17 protein-coding genes and 1 other annotated feature are annotated in these 18523 nt (G+C 38.5%); of the genes, 4 read left to right on the top strand and 13 right to left on the bottom strand.

Annotated elements, in window-relative coordinates; translation table 11 throughout:
• The first annotated feature begins 440 nt into the window (after positions 1–440).
• Positions 441–639, top strand: a binding site (T-box leader).
• A 55-nt stretch (positions 640–694) separates the two neighbouring features.
• Positions 695–1681, top strand: coding sequence for a tryptophan--tRNA ligase (gene trpS / locus A2U94_RS07870; protein ID WP_025908155.1), 987 nt, complete (start codon positions 695–697; stop codon positions 1679–1681).
• 43 nt (positions 1682–1724) lie between these two features.
• Here trpS and A2U94_RS07865 read toward each other — a convergent pair whose 3' ends face one another.
• From A2U94_RS07865 to A2U94_RS07850, 4 genes are all read right to left on the bottom strand, one after another.
• Positions 1725–2474, bottom strand: a complete 750-nt coding sequence (locus A2U94_RS07865; protein ID WP_025908156.1) for a YjbA family protein — start codon at positions 2472–2474, stop codon at positions 1725–1727.
• A gap of 196 nt (positions 2475–2670) precedes the next feature.
• Complete coding sequence (locus tag A2U94_RS07860) at positions 2671–3441, bottom strand: DUF2268 domain-containing putative Zn-dependent protease (protein ID WP_025908157.1); 771 nt, start codon at positions 3439–3441, stop codon at positions 2671–2673.
• A 186-nt stretch (positions 3442–3627) separates the two neighbouring features.
• The gene (gene fabF / locus A2U94_RS07855; RefSeq protein WP_025908158.1) at positions 3628–4869 is read right to left on the bottom strand and encodes a beta-ketoacyl-ACP synthase II; all 1242 of its coding nucleotides are present in this window, start codon (positions 4867–4869) and stop codon (positions 3628–3630) included.
• A gap of 34 nt (positions 4870–4903) precedes the next feature.
• The gene (locus A2U94_RS07850) at positions 4904–5842 is read right to left on the bottom strand and encodes a beta-ketoacyl-ACP synthase III (protein ID WP_025908159.1); all 939 of its coding nucleotides are present in this window, start codon (positions 5840–5842) and stop codon (positions 4904–4906) included.
• A 277-nt stretch (positions 5843–6119) separates the two neighbouring features.
• On the opposite strand from A2U94_RS07850, the gene A2U94_RS07845 reads away from it, so the two are divergent.
• Positions 6120–6311, top strand: a complete 192-nt coding sequence (locus A2U94_RS07845; protein ID WP_025908160.1) for a hypothetical protein — start codon at positions 6120–6122, stop codon at positions 6309–6311.
• Between the two features lie 17 nt (positions 6312–6328).
• Here the strand turns inward: A2U94_RS07845 and A2U94_RS07840 are convergent, their stop codons facing one another.
• The 3 genes from A2U94_RS07840 to A2U94_RS07830 form a co-directional block, all read right to left on the bottom strand.
• Positions 6329–6523 carry a ComZ family protein gene (locus tag A2U94_RS07840; RefSeq protein ID WP_025908161.1) on the bottom strand — a complete coding sequence of 65 codons (195 nt, stop codon included), beginning with the start codon at positions 6521–6523 and terminating at the stop codon, positions 6329–6331.
• A gap of 112 nt (positions 6524–6635) precedes the next feature.
• The gene (locus tag A2U94_RS07835) at positions 6636–7511 is read right to left on the bottom strand and encodes an NAD-dependent epimerase/dehydratase family protein (RefSeq protein ID WP_025908162.1); all 876 of its coding nucleotides are present in this window, start codon (positions 7509–7511) and stop codon (positions 6636–6638) included.
• A 65-nt stretch (positions 7512–7576) separates the two neighbouring features.
• Positions 7577–8314 carry an alpha/beta hydrolase gene (locus A2U94_RS07830; protein ID WP_025908163.1) on the bottom strand — a complete coding sequence of 246 codons (738 nt, stop codon included), beginning with the start codon at positions 8312–8314 and terminating at the stop codon, positions 7577–7579.
• A 246-nt stretch (positions 8315–8560) separates the two neighbouring features.
• Between A2U94_RS07830 and A2U94_RS07825 the strand changes: the two genes are divergently transcribed.
• Positions 8561–8749: a YjzD family protein gene (locus A2U94_RS07825; RefSeq protein ID WP_025908164.1), complete on the top strand. Its 189-nt coding sequence runs from the start codon at positions 8561–8563 to the stop codon at positions 8747–8749.
• Positions 8750–8780: 31 nt separating this feature from the next.
• On the opposite strand, the gene A2U94_RS07820 is transcribed toward A2U94_RS07825, so the two are convergent.
• The 4 genes from A2U94_RS07820 to A2U94_RS07805 are packed head-to-tail and all read right to left on the bottom strand — an operon-like array spanning position 8781 to position 14620.
• Positions 8781–10775, bottom strand: a complete 1995-nt coding sequence (locus tag A2U94_RS07820) for a beta-galactosidase (protein WP_025908165.1) — start codon at positions 10773–10775, stop codon at positions 8781–8783.
• 59 nt (positions 10776–10834) lie between these two features.
• Positions 10835–12370 carry a UDP-glucose--hexose-1-phosphate uridylyltransferase gene (gene galT / locus A2U94_RS07815; RefSeq protein WP_025908166.1) on the bottom strand — a complete coding sequence of 512 codons (1536 nt, stop codon included), beginning with the start codon at positions 12368–12370 and terminating at the stop codon, positions 10835–10837.
• Positions 12371–12428: 58 nt separating this feature from the next.
• Positions 12429–13427: a UDP-glucose 4-epimerase GalE gene (gene galE / locus A2U94_RS07810; RefSeq protein ID WP_025908167.1), complete on the bottom strand. Its 999-nt coding sequence runs from the start codon at positions 13425–13427 to the stop codon at positions 12429–12431.
• A 14-nt stretch (positions 13428–13441) separates the two neighbouring features.
• Complete coding sequence (locus A2U94_RS07805; RefSeq protein WP_062954504.1) at positions 13442–14620, bottom strand: galactokinase; 1179 nt, start codon at positions 14618–14620, stop codon at positions 13442–13444.
• A gap of 613 nt (positions 14621–15233) precedes the next feature.
• Here A2U94_RS07805 and A2U94_RS07795 point away from each other — a divergent pair.
• Positions 15234–16127 carry an AraC family transcriptional regulator gene (locus tag A2U94_RS07795; RefSeq protein ID WP_025908170.1) on the top strand — a complete coding sequence of 298 codons (894 nt, stop codon included), beginning with the start codon at positions 15234–15236 and terminating at the stop codon, positions 16125–16127.
• Between the two features lie 60 nt (positions 16128–16187).
• Here the strand turns inward: A2U94_RS07795 and A2U94_RS07790 are convergent, their stop codons facing one another.
• Positions 16188–16430: a hypothetical protein gene (locus A2U94_RS07790; protein WP_025908171.1), complete on the bottom strand. Its 243-nt coding sequence runs from the start codon at positions 16428–16430 to the stop codon at positions 16188–16190.
• Between the two features lie 377 nt (positions 16431–16807).
• A complete protein-coding gene (locus tag A2U94_RS07785; protein WP_025908172.1) occupies positions 16808–18397 on the bottom strand; it encodes a solute:sodium symporter family transporter in 1590 nt (529 codons plus the stop codon).
• Between the last annotated feature and the right edge of the window lie 126 nt (positions 18398–18523).

The raw sequence follows: 18523 nt of genomic DNA, 5'->3' as shown, positions 1-18523 counted from the left end.
CATTAAAGCCCCTGTAGCAAAAAGAATACCTTAATTCTTAAAACGGTGGTACATGCATGTATATGTATGCCATTCATTAAGAAAAGACGTGCTACCTAGTTGTAATAAAACATTTTCTATTTTATATTTTCTGAAAAATTAAGATATTGTAATATCTTTGTAAAAAATATGTTTGTTACGCCTATTATAAATATTTTAAAAATTTATTGCAATACTATTATTTACTGGTATTTTTTTGCTCCCCCCTACAAAAGCCGGTTTTATAAGGATTATGACTTCTTGTCAGACATCTAAAATCTTTTTTGTAGAATAGGTATTGCAATAATGTTACAAAAAATATAGCATAAAATGATTTACTTGCAAATGTTTTTTTTCAAGATTTCGGTTTAATTTTTTTTAAAATCGCGTTATAATGGACTACAAACTGAAAAATTTCATACTGTAAAGCGATGAAAAAGAATAGTACATAGTTCCTTCATTTTTAGAGAGTTTGTGGTCGGTGTAAACAAACAATGAAGCCTATGGAATGGACTTTGGAGCTTTCAAGTGCAAAGCTTGAACGCTAATTGGCGTTATGTAAATGAAGATGATTACTTTGTAATCTAATTAGGGTGGTACCACGGTTTATGCGTCCCTAGCTCCGGCTAGGCTTGCATAAACCTTTTTTATTTTCAAAAAAGAAAGGAAGTACGTTATGCAAACTATATTTTCAGGCATACAGCCAAGCGGTACAATTACACTAGGAAACTATATCGGAGCAATGAAACAATTCGTCGAGCTGCAAGATGATTATAACTGTCATTTTTGTATTGTTGACCAGCATGCTATTACAGTACCGCAAGATCGACTAGCTTTACGAAAAAACATTCGTAGCCTGGCTGCGCTTTACATTGCAGTCGGCATCGACCCAACAAAATCAACGCTCTTTATTCAATCAGAAGTTCCAGCTCACACTGAAGCTGGATGGATGCTTCAATGCGTTGCTTATATCGGTGAGCTTGAGCGCATGACGCAGTTTAAAGATAAATCTGCTGGAAAAGAAGCTGTTTCAGCAGGATTATTAACATATCCACCTTTAATGGCAGCCGATATCTTACTATACAAAACAGATCTAGTACCTGTTGGTGAGGACCAAAAGCAGCACTTAGAATTAACGCGTGACTTAGCTGAACGTTTCAACAAAAAATACAATGATATCTTTACTATTCCTGAAGTGCGTATTCCGAAGGTGGGAGCGCGTGTGATGTCTCTTCAAGAACCAACGAAGAAAATGAGTAAATCAGATCCAAACCAAAAAGCGTTCATTACCATTTTGGATGAGCCAAAAGTTATTGAAAAGAAAATTAAGAGCGCTGTTACGGATTCAGAAGGCATCGTACGTTTTGACAAAGAAAACAAGCCTGGAATTTCAAACTTGATGAGCATTTATTCAATCCTTGGAAATGTATCAATTGAGGAAATCGAAAGAATGTATGACGGAAAAGGATACGGTGACTTTAAAGCCGACACAGCAAAAGTTGTTGTCGAAGCACTTGCACCAATTCAGCAGCGTTACTATGAGCTAATTGATTCAGAAGAGTTAGACCAGATACTAGATGCTGGTGCTGAAAAGGCAAATTTCGTCGCTAATAAAATGCTGCGTAAAATGCGCAATGCTATGGGATTGGGACGCAAACGATAAAACAAACCATAAAAAAGCTGTGCAGGAAAACTGCACAGCTTTTTTAGTTTACTTTTGGCTCTTGCTCAATCTCCCAAAGCTTTTCAAAGAAAGGTTGTCCTTTAATAAGATGCTCACATAATTGACGATGCTTCGATGACCACCCTCGCTTTGTTTCTTCATAGAGCTTGGACCAAACGTCTTCAAATGACATGATTTGAATATCTTCGTATTCCGTTGGATTCCACTCTGTATACCAATAGCGAATTTGAGCTGTGTTTTTCGTTGTATGTAGTTGATCTAATGCCATGAACAACAGCTGCTTTAACTGGCGCTCTTTTCGAGTTAGCCCGCTCATTGTTACAGGTGATGGCGATAAAATATGATATTCTTTTCCAACTAATTCAGATTCTGTAAATTTATAATCGATTACTTCTTGATCAGCAATCATTTCATACACAAGCTGTTCCTGTCTTGGAATAAGCCTGCTTTTACGAATTGGAATTTGATATCCCATTGTATCCACTGCTAGGATATTCGTTCCATCTGTTACAATAAAGCAATACTCTACTTGCGTACGCTCATGATTTTTCCGAATATAAGCTTTTTGATAAACATCTTGTAGTAACTGTTGAGGTAATTCGGAAAGATCATTTTCAATATAACTGAATAATAAAGGACTTACTTTTAACAACGGCGCTTGATCTAGCAACTCCACACAATCATCTTTTCGCCATTCATGAAAATGACAAACATTGTAACCATTTTCTTCGCCTTCAAACCAATTAACCCATACATCATGAAGATATAGCATTTTTTACCCCTCACTTACTAACTGTTTGTTACCCCTCAGTATAGGCAAACAAAGGAAGTTTTATTCCAAAACATACTATTTTCTTTCTAATTTTTTCAAAGCTTTTTGTATCTCTAATTATTTTACTTTTTTCGAGTTTCTACTATTATATATGTGTTTGTCAGACCTTCTGACAAACACATATATTGATTTCATGTTAAAAGGTTGATTTTCTTAAAATTTCTTCTGATGTAAACTGAAAAAATTTTTGTGTGTCATACCCAAACTGCTGAGACACTTTACTAATCATTTGATACCCAATATTGTATCCTAACATTGTTGGGTACCACTTATGGCCATATAATAAATCATCGTATTTTTTATCACGAGGTGTTAATTCTATATATCCCTCTACATACTTGTTCCAAAACCTTTTTACTTCTTCATACGTATAATAAGATGTCCAAGGTGCTAAATACGCCTTTCCACAATGCTCTTTTACGGCTAATTCAGCTAAGCCTTCCATCAGCATGGCATCTAATAAAGTAATGGTTCGATCACTTTTTTTCATCTGCATTAACCGACAAGCATGATGATATTCGTGTGTTAAAACAGAGAGAACTTCTTCATCAGTCGTTTGATTAGTTAACAGTACGAAAATTTTATCTGTAAACGCCACTCCTGCTCTGCCATGAAATTCTCTTTGCATTTTATGATTATGAGGATTGCTTGGCAGTAGAAATACCGGCACATCTGGTCCTCCCCACTCATGCTTCAACAGCTCAAATTTCCTCTTTACCTTTTTCCAAAGAGTATGTCTCTTTCCTATCTTTTCTAATTCAAGCATAAAGGTTGATGAAGGTGGACACATTCCATATCCGACTAAAACATCTAAGAATTTGTCTTTTGATAAATCTTTAAAATAACGCTCAAGGCGGGTTACAACTTCTTTTTCTTTTGTCCATTTTAACGTAGCGACAACCGGCATTATATCACCTTCAATTTAAATTACTGTCGCTTTCATCTTATGTAGGAGACGTTTTTTTGGTTTCTGTATTTTCAACATAAAAAAGCTGTTTTACCCATGTAAAACAGCTTTTTTATGTTGACGAGAACCTTACAGATTTCTCGTCAATCTGAAAAGCGCAGCGGATTAGCCGCTGCGCTTTTTCTATTAAGCTTCATATTTTTTAAAGATAATCGTTGCGTTATGGCCACCAAAACCTAAAGAGTTACTTAATACTGCCTTCACTTCTTGCTTTCTAGCTTTATTTGGAACATAGTCTAAATCACACTCTTCATCAGGCGTCACATAGTTAATTGTTGGTGGAATAACACCATCAGCAATAGCTTTTACGCTAAAGATTGCTTCGACACCACCAGCTGCTCCTAGTAAATGACCCGTCATTGATTTTGTTGAGCTGATTGCTACTGATTTAGCATAATCTCCAAACACTTCTTTAATCGCCATTGTTTCAAACTTGTCATTATACTCAGTGCTTGTACCATGAGCATTAATATAACTGATATCTTGTGGCTCAAGACCTGCATCAGCAATAGCTTTGTTCATTGCGCGAACGCCGCCTTCTCCTCCTGGAGCTGGCGCTGTAATATGATGCGCGTCGCCTGTAGAACCATAGCCAACAATTTCTGCATAAATGCGTGCACCGCGTGCTAGCGCATGTTCAAGTTCTTCTAAGACAACGATTCCTGCACCTTCACCCATGATAAAGCCATCACGGTCTTTATCAAAAGGACGACAAGCTTTTTCTGGGTCGGGATTCGTTGATAGCGCTTTGTTTGCACAGAATCCAGCGATCGACAGCTTTGTAATTGGTGCTTCTGTTCCGCCCGTAATCATCACATCAGCATCTCCACGCTGAATAACTTTAAATGCATCTCCGATTGAGTTTGTACCAGTTGCACATGCCGTCACAGTACAAGAGTTTACCCCTTTTGCACCTAGAGCAATTGATACTTGACCAGTAGCCATATCCGGAATCATCATTGGAATAAAGAATGGGCTTACGCGACGCTGACCCTTTGAAAGCAATGTTTCAAACTGGTTTTCGAACGTTTCCATTCCTCCAATTCCAGATCCGATCCACACTCCTACGTTTGGTGCAATTTCGTCTGTAATGGTTAAGTCCGCATCTTTAACAGCCATTTTGGAAGCTGCTAACGCATACTGCGTAAAGCGGTCCATTTTGCGTGCATCTTTTTTGTCGATAAATTCCTCAACATTAAAATCTTTTAATTCCGCAGCTACTTTTGCAGGAAATTCTTCTGGATTTAAGCGAGTTAATGGGCCAATACCTGATACACCCGCAACTGCATTTTCCCAAGTTTTGTCCACGTTATTTCCTAACGGCGTTACCGCTCCAAGACCTGTTACAACAACACGTTTATTACTCATGTTAGCTTCATCTCCTTCAAGAAATTATCTACAATTATCTTCCCCATCTAATTGCGATTGCACCCCATGTAAGGCCACCGCCAAAACCTACCATTACGAGTAGATCATCATCTTTAATTTTACCTTGCTCCAATTCATGCACAATTGAAATCGGAATTGACGCAGCAGATGTATTCCCATAGTATTGAATCGTTTTTGACATCTTTTCTTCTGGTAAATCTAATCGCTGTCTTGACGCTTCCATAATGCGAATATTCGCTTGGTGTGGGATTAAGAAATCCACGTCTTCTTTTGATAACCCAGCTTTATCAAGAACATTAATAGCTGACTCACCCATTTGGCGCACCGCAAATTTAAATACTTCTCGGCCGTTCATGATGATATGATCATGTTCATCTTGATACAGATGCTTTCCACCCGTACCATCTGAACCTAGTTCAAATGATAAAATGCCTCGACCTTCTGATACAGGTCCAACAACAACCGCACCAGCACCGTCACCAAATAACACGGCCGTATTACGATCGTTCCAATCCGTAATTTTTGAAAGCTTTTCAACACCAACCACTAAGACATTCTTATAAGCATTCGTTTCAATGAACTGCTTTGCGGTAATAACACCGTACATAAAGCCTGCACAAGCTGCGCTCACGTCATAAGCTGCTGCTTTTTTCGCCCCTAGCTTTTCTTGTAGCATACAAGAAACCGTTGGAAACGGCTGGTCGGGCGTCACGGTTGCGACGATGATCATATCAAGGTCTTCAGCTGATATATTTGCATTTTCTAGTGCATTTACTGCCGCTTTATACGCTAAATCAGATGTATCTTCATTATCTGCAGCGATTCGTCTTTCTTGGATACCCGTTCTTGTACGAATCCACTCATCTGAAGTATCAACCATTTTTTCAAGGTCAAAGTTTGTTAAAATTTTCTCTGGTACATAACGTCCAATTCCAATTACACCAGCGTTCATATTCTTCACTCCTTTTATAGAAGATGTGGGAACTACACACCTTAACGCGACTGCCTTTATGGAACAAAGCAGCCTTTTTTGATCAATCCTCGCTACTAAGATGATCGTTTCTATATCTTTTACAGTTTATATAATCAAATATTATGAGTTGGTACTAATTTTACTTCATTTTTTATTTTTTGTCTATATAGGTGTTTGTCCTAGTCGAATTTAATGGCTTCTACATATAGTGTTTATACGCAATGTTTTTACTCTTACCAAGAAAGGATGAGACAACATGGCGCGCAGACGCTCACCTGACTTTTTCTCACAAGTGATGTTTGGTCGTTCTCCTAAGCAAGAGGAAGAAAAAGTAGACTGGGAATCCTTGCTTACTCAAATTGATGAGATTATCGTTTCAATCGATGAATTGGCTCCCCTACTGCTTGAGCTTTCTCCACTCCTTGATCGCTTCCTCGACAAAAAATAACAGTCCAGAGTGGACTGTTATTTTTCATTCTGCTCTTTTAACGCATCTTCTTTACCAAGTTCATAAGCATCATTCATTACTTTTGTTAAAAGCCCTAAAACTGGCTGAACGTGCTCCATAGAAAGCTCTACGCCTGTTTGATCTAAAATCTCTTTTGCTTCTGGTAAATACTTCATTGCGATTTGCATAAACTGCATTTGTTGTTCCATCATTCTTTCTCCTTCATATAAAGAATCTGTTCTTTCGTTTCACATTTTATATTAGCGATTATTATGCAAAAGTACAACCAGTATAGCTTCTGTTTTTAGTAAGTCATCACTATGACTAGAAGAATGTTCTCATATGCCTTCTTTGAGCGCGAATCCCCTCTTTTAAGGTTGTTTTTGTTTCATAGTTTAAAAGTGTTTTTGCTTTTTTACTATACTCATACGCTTCATGTCGACTATTTTCCTCTACGTAATCTTTGTTCAGTAACTGTGCACCATCTTCCCACTTTTCTATTTTTTGATCAAGTAAGTGAATCACTTCGTTTCCATTTGCTCTTTCTTCTTTACATTTTAAAAAAGCAGGTACAACATCTTCAATATACGCAATATAATCGGTACCTTCTCTTATATCCGCTGGCTTTTGATTGCTTAATAGCTGCGAATAGTACATAGAAAGCGGCTGCCATGGGCCATACAAGTTTGGTATTCGGACAATAATGCACATTAATCCTTTTTCGCGATACTTATCAATAAGCTGCTCAAACTGTAGAAAAAGGCGCCCTTCACTATTGTCAGGTTCAGGCTTCGTTTCTTCTCTTACTTTTAGCTGTTTTTTTCCAAATACGCGTAAAGATGACGTAAAGATTAGCTTGGTATGAGTCTGAATGCATTTTTTTACTACATCACGCAGCGTTTGATATGCATTATTCATCTCTTCTCGTAAAAAATCATCATGATAAAAGTCGCCACCGTCAAAGTATGCAAAGTATACAGCATCTGTTTCAGATGTAATCATCTCTAGAACATCACGATCCGTTCGCTTTTCAAAATTAGCATTTCGTCCTAGCAGCAACCCCATTTCATTTTGCAAACTCGTTTCTGAAGTATGAGCTTTATGAACAGATCCGCTCACTTCTTCTCCATTTTCTAATAGCGCCGTACAAAGGTGGAACCCCAAAAAGCGGTTCGCTCCTATCACTACAAAATTCCCCATTTCTTCTCCCCCAGTCTTATTCAGAAAAAAAGCTCCTATGATATGTATAATCATAGGAGCTCTCCTTATAACACTTTTTCATTTAGTTTATAAAATTGTAAAAGCGAACGTTCAAACAAATATTTTTTTTCCATTAGATAAAGCGACAATGAAATCGGTGATTGTAAGCTTAAGCGATGCTGCTCATACTGCTTACTGTGAATAAGCGGATAGTGGGTGACTTCATTAGCAGTCGTCCAAATTTTCACAGGCAGTGTAGACGTTAATTGTTCACATGTAGGATACTGAGCAATCATTTTCGCAACTTGTTTACGCTCTACATCATAGGCTACCGTCATATCTCTTGTAAATTGCTTGTAAAAAAATTTATTCTGTTTCTCATGACTAGCATGCGTATGCAAATCAATACACGGGTTCAAAAGAGCTACCGATCGAATAAACGTTTCTCCGCCTTCCATTAACTGCATGGCAAGCAATGCTCCCATACCCTCGGCTAAAATATGAATGCGTTTATTTAAGATTTCTTGTTTCATAACCAAGTGATATAACTGTTTGGCTAAGCGGTTGGCTTTCGGGCTGCCCCAATGGCGTCCGTATAAGTTTGAATAAAAAACAGTATAGCCTTCATCTTGTAAATATTGCAGCAGTTGAGATCTGCCACCGTGCTGAATCCAAAGACTTGTAGAGCTTTCAACAAAGTGGTCTTTATCACCAAGTACTAACACCCCGAAACCATTCGGCTTTTCTGGTACCTGTACGACATTCCATTGAGTATCTAGACTAAAAAAACGTCGATGCATCATGACTGATCCTCCGTATAAAAAGCTACTTTCCTTTCATACAGCTTATGACAAAGCGTCACAATGTGACCGATTCGAATGCCTATTTATTCATGAGTTTATCAATACGCTATACATTTTTTTAAACAAAAAAGGACTCTGTGTATAAATGCACTGAATAGAAAATACTATTCATAAAAAATTCAATTTCTTCTTTGTAAACGCTATGATAAAATAAAATCAAACTGTACTGTGAATGGGGTGAAAGTTGTGCGCATTATTGCTGCTTTATTTTGGGGATTTTTATTAATTAACATGTCGGTTTATGTTATTTCTTCTATGTCTGGTCAAGCGTTTGATTTTGCAACCGCTTCGATTATCAGCGTGGTATTTACGCTGTTAGTTGTTGTACTTGGTGAAGCCGGTGTTCCAAACGAACCTATTGACACTCATCATTAAAAGAACCGCTAGCTTTTGCTAGCGGTTCTTTTTATTCGTTAATTAACACCACTGCTTGAAGCGGCTTCAGCATTAATTCACCTTTTACAAGCTCATTTGTTGCGGCAGTCTTCCATGTTCCATCTGGAAGTTCAACTGGTGTTGTCTCTGTTGTTGAATGATTTAAAAAGCTATAGAATTGACCTCTTTTTACAACTTCAACTTCACCATTTGTTTTAAATGTGTCTACTTGCGCTTCAGCTAAGATATCATCATATAATCCATCTAACATAGCATCTTCAAGCGCTGTACCGATATAATAAACAGTGCCTTCCCCAAAACTATTCTTAGTTATAGCAGCAGTGCCTTCATAGAAACAACCTTTGTACTCTGCCAGCACTTCAGCTGTTGTTGGCTCAATTAAGTCACACCAAATCGTTGCTGTTGACTCTTGCCCTTTTATCGTACCTTTTGTGCCTACAACCATATTTTGTTGTGATGTTTGTAGGGATTCATATTCATGAATTTGAATACCCGTAAACTCTGATAATGCACCTGGAAGCGTTTGTCCTGTGACAAAATTGTTTTCTTCTTTTACACCTGCACGATAAGATAAAATAGCTGTTCCACCATTTGAAACAAACTGCTTTAACTTCTCCGTAAACTCACTATTTGTTAGGAAGTAAATTGGCACGATAACCGCTTTGTAGCGCGCTAAGTCATCTGCAGCCGTAACCAAATCTGTTAATACGTTTGCACTATGCACAGGGCGATAGAAGCGAAGAAATTCTTGCTTGTAAGCAAATGCATCACTTTGAGGCTGAATTCCCCACGCCCATGCATTCTCAATATCATAGTAAGCTGCTACTTCCGCTTCATATGACGCATTAATCCACTCATCACCAAACGTTTTTAGTTCTTGAATAACTTCTTTTACTTCCTCATACTTGCGCTTTGGTAACCCATCATGATCTAAAATCCCATGACAAAATTCTTCTGTCCCGAACTGAGCTGCACGCCAGCGGAAGTAAACGATTGCTTCTGCTCCTCGAGAAATCGCTTGATACGTCCACAGCTTAATATGACCTGGACGCGGTAAGTAGCCAATACGACTCCACCCTTGCGCTCCCGATAATTCTTCCATTACCCAAAAGTTTTTTCCGCCTTTTGCAGAGCGACATAAGTCGTGCTGCTGAGCGATTGCTGCTGGCTTAATTGGTTCAGCTAAACCGCCCCAGACAGGGTAATTATCAAACGAAACAAAATCTAAATCCTTTGACATATCCCATTGATTGATGGCTTGATCTGTAAATACAAAATTATGCGTAATGAATTGATCTTTACGAACAATGGAGCGTAAGATATCAACTTGAAGCTTATTATAAGCCGTATAAGCATCTGCACAGAAGCGGTCAAAGTCTAAAAGAAGGCTCGGGTTATGCTCTTGATAAACTTTACGCGGCGTTGGAATTTGTGACCAGTCCGTATACGTTTGACTCCAAAATACCGTTCCCCACTGCTGATTCAACTCATCAAGCGTCTGGTATTTTTCTTTTAACCAGCATTGAAAAGCAGCACGATCAAGGGCTCCATAGCTACGATCTGACTTTTCATGGCCATATTCATTGTCTACCTGCCAACCGATGATGTCAGGGTGTTGACCATACTTTTCTGCCATTTTTGTTACGATTTTTTTCGTAAACTGATGGTATTTTCCACTATTAACCGTGTAATGTCTACGCGCTCCAAAGGAAATAGTTACTCCGTTTTCATCAACCGGTAAAATTTCTGGATAGCTATGAATCATCCAAGCTGGTGGCGTAGCAGTTGGTGTACCAAGCACTACTTTGATTCCGTTACTTGTTAATAGTTCGATAGCTTCATCATATAGTGAAAAGTCATATACTCCTTCTTCGGGCTCCATTAACTGCCAACCAAATTCAGCAATACGCACAACATTAATACCTAGTTCTTTCATTAAGCGTACGTCTTCTGCCCATCTTGTTTTAGGCCATTGTTCTGGATAATAGTCCACACCAATATACATATCTTTCAGTCTCCCTTTAGCTGTTTATTTATCAAATGAATGTAAGAATGTTTTCTAGGTTATTCGCTACGTGCCGTTTGTTTTTTTAGCTGCTTTGTAAATTGATGAAAAGCTTCTTTCCCCTGCTCGTCTCGCTTGAATACACCAGCATGCTCTAAAATCGTCATAAATGTGGTACCAATCTCCTTACGAATAATTTGCTGGACATTTTCTTTAGTAAAGCCTTCATAGCTTTCTCGGAGCCGTTTCATCCATGCTTCATGCTTTTGAATATGTGCATGCTCATCTCGAATTGTACAATCTCCGTTAACCAAGTATTCACTGACTAGACGCATTTCTTCTTGTAAGCGACCCGGTAATACCGCAAGTCCCATCACTTCAATCAACCCAATGTTTTCTTTTTTAATATGGTGGACTTCTTGATGAGGATGGTAAATACCATCGGGATGCTCGATACTCGTTCGATTATTTCGAAGAACAAGGTCTAACTCAAATAATTCTCCTCTTCTTCTCGCAATTGGGGTTACCGTATTATGCGGCGTTTCCCCCGTGAAAGCATGAACCCCAACGCTTTCATCACTGTACTGCTGCCATGTTTTATATACATGATTAGCGCATTCCACTAGCTCCTTTTTATCAGTGCTCTGCAAGCGGATAACGGACATCGGCCACTTGACAATTCCCGCTTTAACTGTCGGATAGTCTTCCATTGTAAAAGTTGCTTCTACGTGTGCTTTAGCCATTGGAAACTCATGATTTCCACCTTGAAAATGATCGTGAGTTAAAATGGATCCTCCTACGATGGGCAAATCTGCATTTGACCCCAAAAAGTAATGCGGAAATTGGTCCGTAAATGATAGTAGACGTTCAAACGTAGCCGATGAAATTTTCATTGGCGTATGTTCACCGGAAAAGACAATCGCATGCTCTTGATAATAAACATAAGGTGAAAACTGCAGGTACCACTGCTCTTCTGCAAGTTCAACAGGGATGATGCGATGGTTTTGTCTAGCTGGATGATTAACACGTCCCGCATAGCCCGTATTCTCTTTGCAAAGCAGACAGTTAGGATATGAGCTCTCCTTCAACGTCTTGCTCGCAGCAATTGCTTTTGGGTCTTTTTCTGGCTTTGATAGGTTAATCGTAATCTCTAACTGACCATACGGTGTATCAGTCAGCCACCCCTCATTTTTAGCAATTCGATTTGTTCGAATATAGTGAACATCTTTTGAGTATTGATAAAAACCTTGCGTAGCTTGCTGCGCGCCTTCTTGTTGAAATGTTTGATAAAAACGGCGATTAACCTCAGATGGAAGTGGCACAAAACTACTCATGATTTTTGTATCTAGTAAATCTCGGTACGTAATGGTATCTTCTATTAGATTGTGTTCAGCCGCCCAATCAAGCATTTTCTCTAAAATACCAACTGGATTTTCATAGGTTTCTTGGCTAACAGCCGCTGGGATATATTCATCGAGCTGCAGTATTTCTAACAGCTTATTCCGAACAACATCAACGTCCCATGCTGTTATAAGCTCTTTTTGCAATCCGTATTGAATAAGTCTTTGAATTTGTTCATGAATGTTGACTGACATACAATCTTCCTCTCTTCTCGTTCCGTAATCTATGGCTAAGCTATTTTCTAACAGCTTTTTATCGTTGAGGCTGTTTATACCCTTCCGGATGTGCTTGAAACCATTTCCATGCACTTTCAATCATTTGCTCCATTGACGTATAGCGTGGATTCCAACCCAGTTCATCCATTGCTCTTTGAGAAGATGCTACTAGTTTGGCTGGGTCTCCCGCACGTCTCGGCGCAACGATAGCTGGAATGGAATGATTCGTCACTTTACGCGCAGCATCAATTACTTCTTTAACTGTAAAGCCGTTTCCGTTCCCTAAATTGTAAGTACCGCTTGTATTGTCAAGCGCTAACTTTTCAAGCGCTAATACATGCGCATCAGCTAAATCTGTTACGTGAATATAATCTCGAATGCACGTACCGTCTTTCGTATCGTAATCGGCACCAAAAATTGAGATATGCTCACGTTTTCCAAGAGCTACTTGTAAAATGATTGGTATTAAGTGTGTTTCTGGCGTATGATCTTCCCCTAGCTTCCCATCCATATGAGCACCTGCAACGTTGAAGTAGCGAAGAACAACATAACGAAGTCCATACGCTTTCTCTGACCATTTCAGCATTTTTTCAATTGCTAGCTTCGTTTCACCATAAGGGTTTGTTGGCTCTGTTGGATCATCTTCTAAAATTGGAAAGTTCTTTGCTTCTCCATATGCTGCAGCCGTGGATGAAAATACAATGTGCTTAACACCATGTTTATTCATCACTTTTAACAAGCAAAGTGCGCCGTACACATTGTTATCGTAATATGTTAAAGGATCTGTTACGCTTTCCCCAACAAGAGAATCCGCTGCAAAGTGCACAACCGATTCAATCTCGTTTTCCTGAAAAACTTCATCTAAAAACTCGATATCTCTTAAATCGCCAACATATAAACGTACGCCTTCTAAAATCGCTTCTTTATGACCTTTTTGAAGGTTATCAACAACGACTACGTCTTTCCCTTTATTCAATAACTCTGCTACCATATGGCTACCGATATAGCCAGCTCCTCCGCATACTAATACAGCCATTCTTGCTCCTCCTTTTATACCGTTTCCAATGCTAATTCTCGTGCGCCTTCTCCAACTTCAACAACGTAAAAGTTTGCTTGTAAGCCTGTTGCTTTTGTATAAGCAGCGCTTACTTCAGAAATAAATGAATCGACCTTATTTTCTTTCACTATACTAATTGTGCAACCACCAAACCCTGCTCCTGTCATTCGAGAACCAATCACACCTTCTTGAACCCAAGCAGCTTCAACTAATGCATCCAATTCTTTTCCCGTAACTCCGTAGTCATCTCGTAGTGAGCGGTGAGATTCGTTCATTAATAAACCAAACCCTTGCAGATCACCGTTGTTCAGCTTTACCACAGCTTCTTTTGTTCGTTCATTCTCATAAACTGCGTGTTTTGCACGCTTTTGATTCGTTGGGTTTTTAATCAAATGTTTTAACTGCTCAAACTGTGCCTTCGTTAGATCGCCTAATGACTCAAGCTCATAATTACTTTTTAAGTCTGCTAATGCTTGATCACATTCAGAACGGCGTTCATTATATTTGGAGTCTGCTAGCCCTCTTCGCTTGTTCGTGTTTGCAATTACTAACACTGCATTTTCTAACTGAAGCGGGCTGTACGTGTAGTCAAGTGTTTGGCAATTTAACAGAATTGCCTTATCCTCTTTCCCCATTCCAATTGCAAATTGATCCATGATTCCACAGCTAACGCCAATAAATTCATTTTCCGCTTGCTGTGACATCTTAACCATCTCGACCATATCAATATCTAATTCTTCTAATTGATTTACTAAAACAGCCGTTGCTAATTCGATAGACGCTGAAGAAGATAAACCAGCACCATTTGGAATATTGCCATAGAATAACACGTCAAATCCATTTCTTAGTTCATAGCCATTTTTAACAAATGTGCTAATTACTCCTTTTGGATAATTGACCCAATCATGTTCTTCTTCAAATACAAGCTCATCAAGCTTGTATTCTATTACACCTTTATCCTCAAAGTTTGCCGAGTACATACGAACCTTCTGATCGTTTCGCTTGTGCACAACTGCGTATGTTCCAATACTTAAAGCACATGGAAATACGTGCCCTCCGTTATAATCTGTATGTTCACCAATCAAATTAACGCGTCCTGGTGCGAAGAAGCAACGAACGTTTTCCGTTGTTTGAAAGATTTCTTGAAACTTTTTAATTAATTCACCTATCATGTCACATCACCTGTTTCTTTTTTATATCGTTATCGCCAAACTGTAAACGTATTCATGCCTCTATTTTAAAAGCGTTAAGCACGTTTTCTCAATGGTAAAAATAATCCCTGTAAACGGTAATTTCTTGCTAACAAACTTACAATTATGAACACCCACTGCTAATAAAAACAGTGGATATCTTTTGAGAATGTAAAGAGTTTGGGACATAACAAAATGATTGCTTCTAAAAGACGAACACTCGCTGTTCCCATCTCTTTGATTTGTCTCAACTCGTTCGTTCCATTTCGCTACGGTCACTCGCTTTCCGCGGGGAGGAACCTGAGCTTCCTCGCTGCGCTGCGGGATCTCCGTTTTCCCTCTCTTTCCCGCAGGAGTCGAGTGTCCTACGCTCCATTCCACCCTGTTTCCAACATTGTTTTCACAATCAACCAAAAAACCTGAACGATTAAAAGTTATGAACTCTCAATCGTTCAGGTATAGTAAGGACTGAATTACTTATGTCTCAGTCTCCTTTTTTAATATTTTCATAAATAAAGTGAAATATATATAGCGAAATGAAAACGATTACGTTAAAGTATAAATAACAACATTTTTTAAAAAAGAAGGTGAAAATTTGCTACCACAATTTCAAACAAAAGAATATGCTACCTATGCTTATCGTTTCTTCGAATCCCGTACCAGTGATGTTGCACAGCTATGGTCAGTGGGATGGGATGAAGTATACTCTCCTCTTTATAATTGGAGCGGGAAACAGCGAAAAGAGGTAGGGAAATATATTTTTCAATATACAGTGTCTGGATATGGAATGATTGAAGTAGACGGAACTCAATATAAGGTAGATGCAGGTAAAGCCTTTATTGTCAGCACGCCGGGAGACTATAGATATTATTTACCTAAAGAGAGTGAAAATTGGGAATTTATCTTTTTAACGTTGTATGGTGATGAAGTGAAAAAATGCTGGGATTACATCAAAACAAAGTTCCAGTCAGTCATTCGATTCCACCCCGAATCAGCACCGATACAGCTTCTGGCTCAAATCTATAAGGGAGCAAGTGAAAAAAACATTACAGATCCATTTTATGCATCAAGCCTGTGCTATCGCTTTGTAATGGAGCTTTATCAATATGTAAAGAATATGGACTCCTTTACTGAAGACTGGCCTGAGAGCATTATTAGCTCTATCTTATTTGCTAGAAACCATTATCATGAAGAAATCGGCCCAGATGAAATGGCGGAATCAGCAAATTTATCTCGCTATCACTTCAGCCGCTTATTTAAGCAAACAACGGGATTGACTCCGATTCAATATTTAACAAAGATGCGGGTTCAAAAAGCAGCTGAACTTTTGAACCAAACAAAATACTCAATTGAAGAGATTGCAGAAAATGTCGGCTATGCCAATGCTAATTACCTTACGAAGGTGTTTCGTAAAACCACAAATATAACGCCTGGACAGTATCGAAAGAGCAACGCATCAATTGATGAGCTTTTTATTCTTCCAAAATAATCGTACAAGCAAAAAAATCCCTTTGTTGTCCAAGATTCTCGACAACAAAGGGATTTTCATTTATTTTTCCGGTATTTCTACAACAACAGAGCCGTTTTCATAAATAAAAGTAAGTTTCTTACCCGGAATAATCATATTTTCTAAAATGTCGCGTGCTGCTTGCAAAGCAATTTCCGTACGCTGTCTTTTTTCTTTTATTTCATCATCTGCTTCTTCAGTGCATTCAACGCTTCTAATTTGTTGAAGTGCTTGATCAATAAAGTCATATGCCTCATCATATACGCGCTCAACATGTTCTTTCATAAATTCAACCGATTCCTTTCCTTAACCTCTAATCGAATTACGCTTTGTGCTTATTATCTTAAAGGATAGTACTTCGTTCGACAATATGCAAGATAAGAAATATTCATTCAACCCGTAAAATACTCTACTCTCTAGAGACAAGTTTGTTACATTGCGCCCCAGACACTTGCTTTCCGCGGGGAAGAATCCCAGCCTGTTCGCTTCGCTGCGGGTTCCCAGCTCTTTCTCTCTTTCCCGCAGAAGTCGTCTTTTACGCTTCATTCCACCAGTTTTTCAACTTGTTTTCGGAACGAACAAAAAATATCCGACCGATTGCAGGTTAGCAATCGGTCGGATATCTCGTTGACTGAAATATTTATATCCCAGCCTCTTTTGTCTTAAGAAGCAATTCCAATTGGTGAAAAGAGCGCGTAAACTACTAACATTGCAAGAACCGCTGCAATTCCCATCGGATACAGAAGCTTCCAAGGGGTTAAATCTACTGCTTTTTGATCTTCTAACACATATAGATCTTGCTTTGGAGCAATTTTTCCGATGATAAACATTAATCCGCTACATAAAACGAATAAGATGGCTAAAATGTGAAGATAGTGTAAGCCTGTATCCCATACTAGCTGCGTTACGGCATAGATTGAGATAAATACAGCTAATGACACTTTTGCTGCAACCGCAGGCACTTTTTTCGTTACATAGCCGATAAATACAATCGTAAAGATTGGAACGTTATAAAAACCGTTAACCATCTGAAGATATGCAAAGAATCCGTTTGGTACATTTGCAATTAAAGGCGCTACGCACATTGCAAAAATAGCTAAGAATACGCCTACCAATTTTCCATTTTTTACAAGCTCTTTATCCGTAGCTTTTGGCTTAAAATAAGGCTTGTAAATATTTAAAACAAAAAGCGTAACGCTCGAGTTTAACGCTGAGTTAAACGATGATAAAATAGCTCCGAATAATACAGCGGCAAAGAAACCAACAAGTGGCGTTGGCAATACATGATTAACCAACTTTGGATACGCTTCCATCGGTGGAAGTCCCGGTCCAAAAATATTAAATGCAATAATACCAGGGATAATTAAAAATGCTGGTCCTAATAGCTTTAAAAATGCTGCAATAATTAACCCTTTTTGCCCTTCTTTAAGATTTTTGGCAGCTAATGCACGCTGCATAATATGCTGTGCTGTTCCCCAATAAAACAAGTTTACAAGTAGCATTCCCGTAAACATCGTGCTGAACGGCACGGGATCTTTCTCTCCACCGATTGAATTTAGCTTCTCGGGGGTATTTTCCATAATTTTATTGAATCCATCAACTGGTGAACCATCACCTAAAGCCATCAGCCCTAAAAATGGAATCATTAATCCTCCAATCAATAAACCAATGCCATTTACCGTGTCTGATACAGCAACCGCTTTTAATCCTCCGAATATTGCGTAAATTGATCCAATAATTCCAATTCCCCACACTGTAATCCACAGCGCGGTCGTTGAACTAACTCCAAACATGCCTTGAACATTAAAGATGCTGCTTAGTGCAGTGGCTCCTGAATATAAAATAGGAGGTAATAAATTTAGTACATAGCCAAATAAAAATAAAATGGTAACAATCTGTTTAGTGCCTGAATCAAATCGAGATTCTAGAAAGTCTGGAATTGTTGTAATTCCACCTTTTAAATAGCGTGGAAGTAAAAATAACGCAACCAATACAAGAGCGATTGAAGAACCTACTTCCCAGCCCATTGCGGACATATTAAACGAATAACCATCCGCATTTAAGCCTACAAGCTGCTCTGTTGATAAGTTCGTCAATAACAGAGACCCAGCAATAACCCAACCAGTTAAGCTTCTTCCCCCTAAAAAATATCCTTCTGATGTTTCAAGATTTTCATCGCGAGTAAAGCGATATGAAATATATGCTACTAAAACGGTAAAGAATATAAATGATCCCACAGTGACTATATTCATTGATGAACACCCTTTTCTATTTTCTGTCGTGTGCATTTTGATGAAGGAGAGATATTTTTGAAGCAAACATCTACTTTTATAACGCTTACAATTAGCTGTTTTCATATCATCATACTGTTTTTTGTC

The sequence above is a fragment of the Bacillus sp. VT 712 genome (assembly GCF_001614195.1).
GTDB lineage: Bacteria > Bacillota > Bacilli > Bacillales > Bacillaceae_H > Priestia > Priestia flexa.
Note: the sequence above shows the minus strand (reverse complement) of the source record. Positions and strands in the feature narration are given on the sequence as shown.

Bases quoted from the DNA above. Each gene is read 5' to 3' on its own strand.
- trpS (WP_025908155.1), top strand. From the start codon at position 695: ATGCAAACTATATTTTCAGGCATACAGCCAAGCGGTACAATTACACTA.
- A2U94_RS07865 (WP_025908156.1), bottom strand. From the start codon at position 2,474: ATGCTATATCTTCATGATGTATGGGTTAATTGGTTTGAAGGCGAAGAA.
- A2U94_RS07860 (WP_025908157.1), bottom strand. From the start codon at position 3,441: ATGCCGGTTGTCGCTACGTTAAAATGGACAAAAGAAAAAGAAGTTGTA.
- fabF (WP_025908158.1), bottom strand. From the start codon at position 4,869: ATGAGTAATAAACGTGTTGTTGTAACAGGTCTTGGAGCGGTAACGCCG.
- A2U94_RS07850 (WP_025908159.1), bottom strand. From the start codon at position 5,842: ATGAACGCTGGTGTAATTGGAATTGGACGTTATGTACCAGAGAAAATT.
- A2U94_RS07845 (WP_025908160.1), top strand. From the start codon at position 6,120: ATGGCGCGCAGACGCTCACCTGACTTTTTCTCACAAGTGATGTTTGGT.
- A2U94_RS07840 (WP_025908161.1), bottom strand. From the start codon at position 6,523: ATGATGGAACAACAAATGCAGTTTATGCAAATCGCAATGAAGTATTTA.
- A2U94_RS07835 (WP_025908162.1), bottom strand. From the start codon at position 7,511: ATGGGGAATTTTGTAGTGATAGGAGCGAACCGCTTTTTGGGGTTCCAC.
- A2U94_RS07830 (WP_025908163.1), bottom strand. From the start codon at position 8,314: ATGATGCATCGACGTTTTTTTAGTCTAGATACTCAATGGAATGTCGTA.
- A2U94_RS07820 (WP_025908165.1), bottom strand. From the start codon at position 10,775: ATGTATATTGGTGTGGACTATTATCCAGAACAATGGCCTAAAACAAGA.
- galT (WP_025908166.1), bottom strand. From the start codon at position 12,370: ATGTCAGTCAACATTCATGAACAAATTCAAAGACTTATTCAATACGGA.
- galE (WP_025908167.1), bottom strand. From the start codon at position 13,427: ATGGCTGTATTAGTATGCGGAGGAGCTGGCTATATCGGTAGCCATATG.
- A2U94_RS07805 (WP_062954504.1), bottom strand. From the start codon at position 14,620: ATGATAGGTGAATTAATTAAAAAGTTTCAAGAAATCTTTCAAACAACG.
- A2U94_RS07790 (WP_025908171.1), bottom strand. From the start codon at position 16,430: ATGAAAGAACATGTTGAGCGCGTATATGATGAGGCATATGACTTTATT.
- A2U94_RS07785 (WP_025908172.1), bottom strand. From the start codon at position 18,397: ATGAATATAGTCACTGTGGGATCATTTATATTCTTTACCGTTTTAGTA.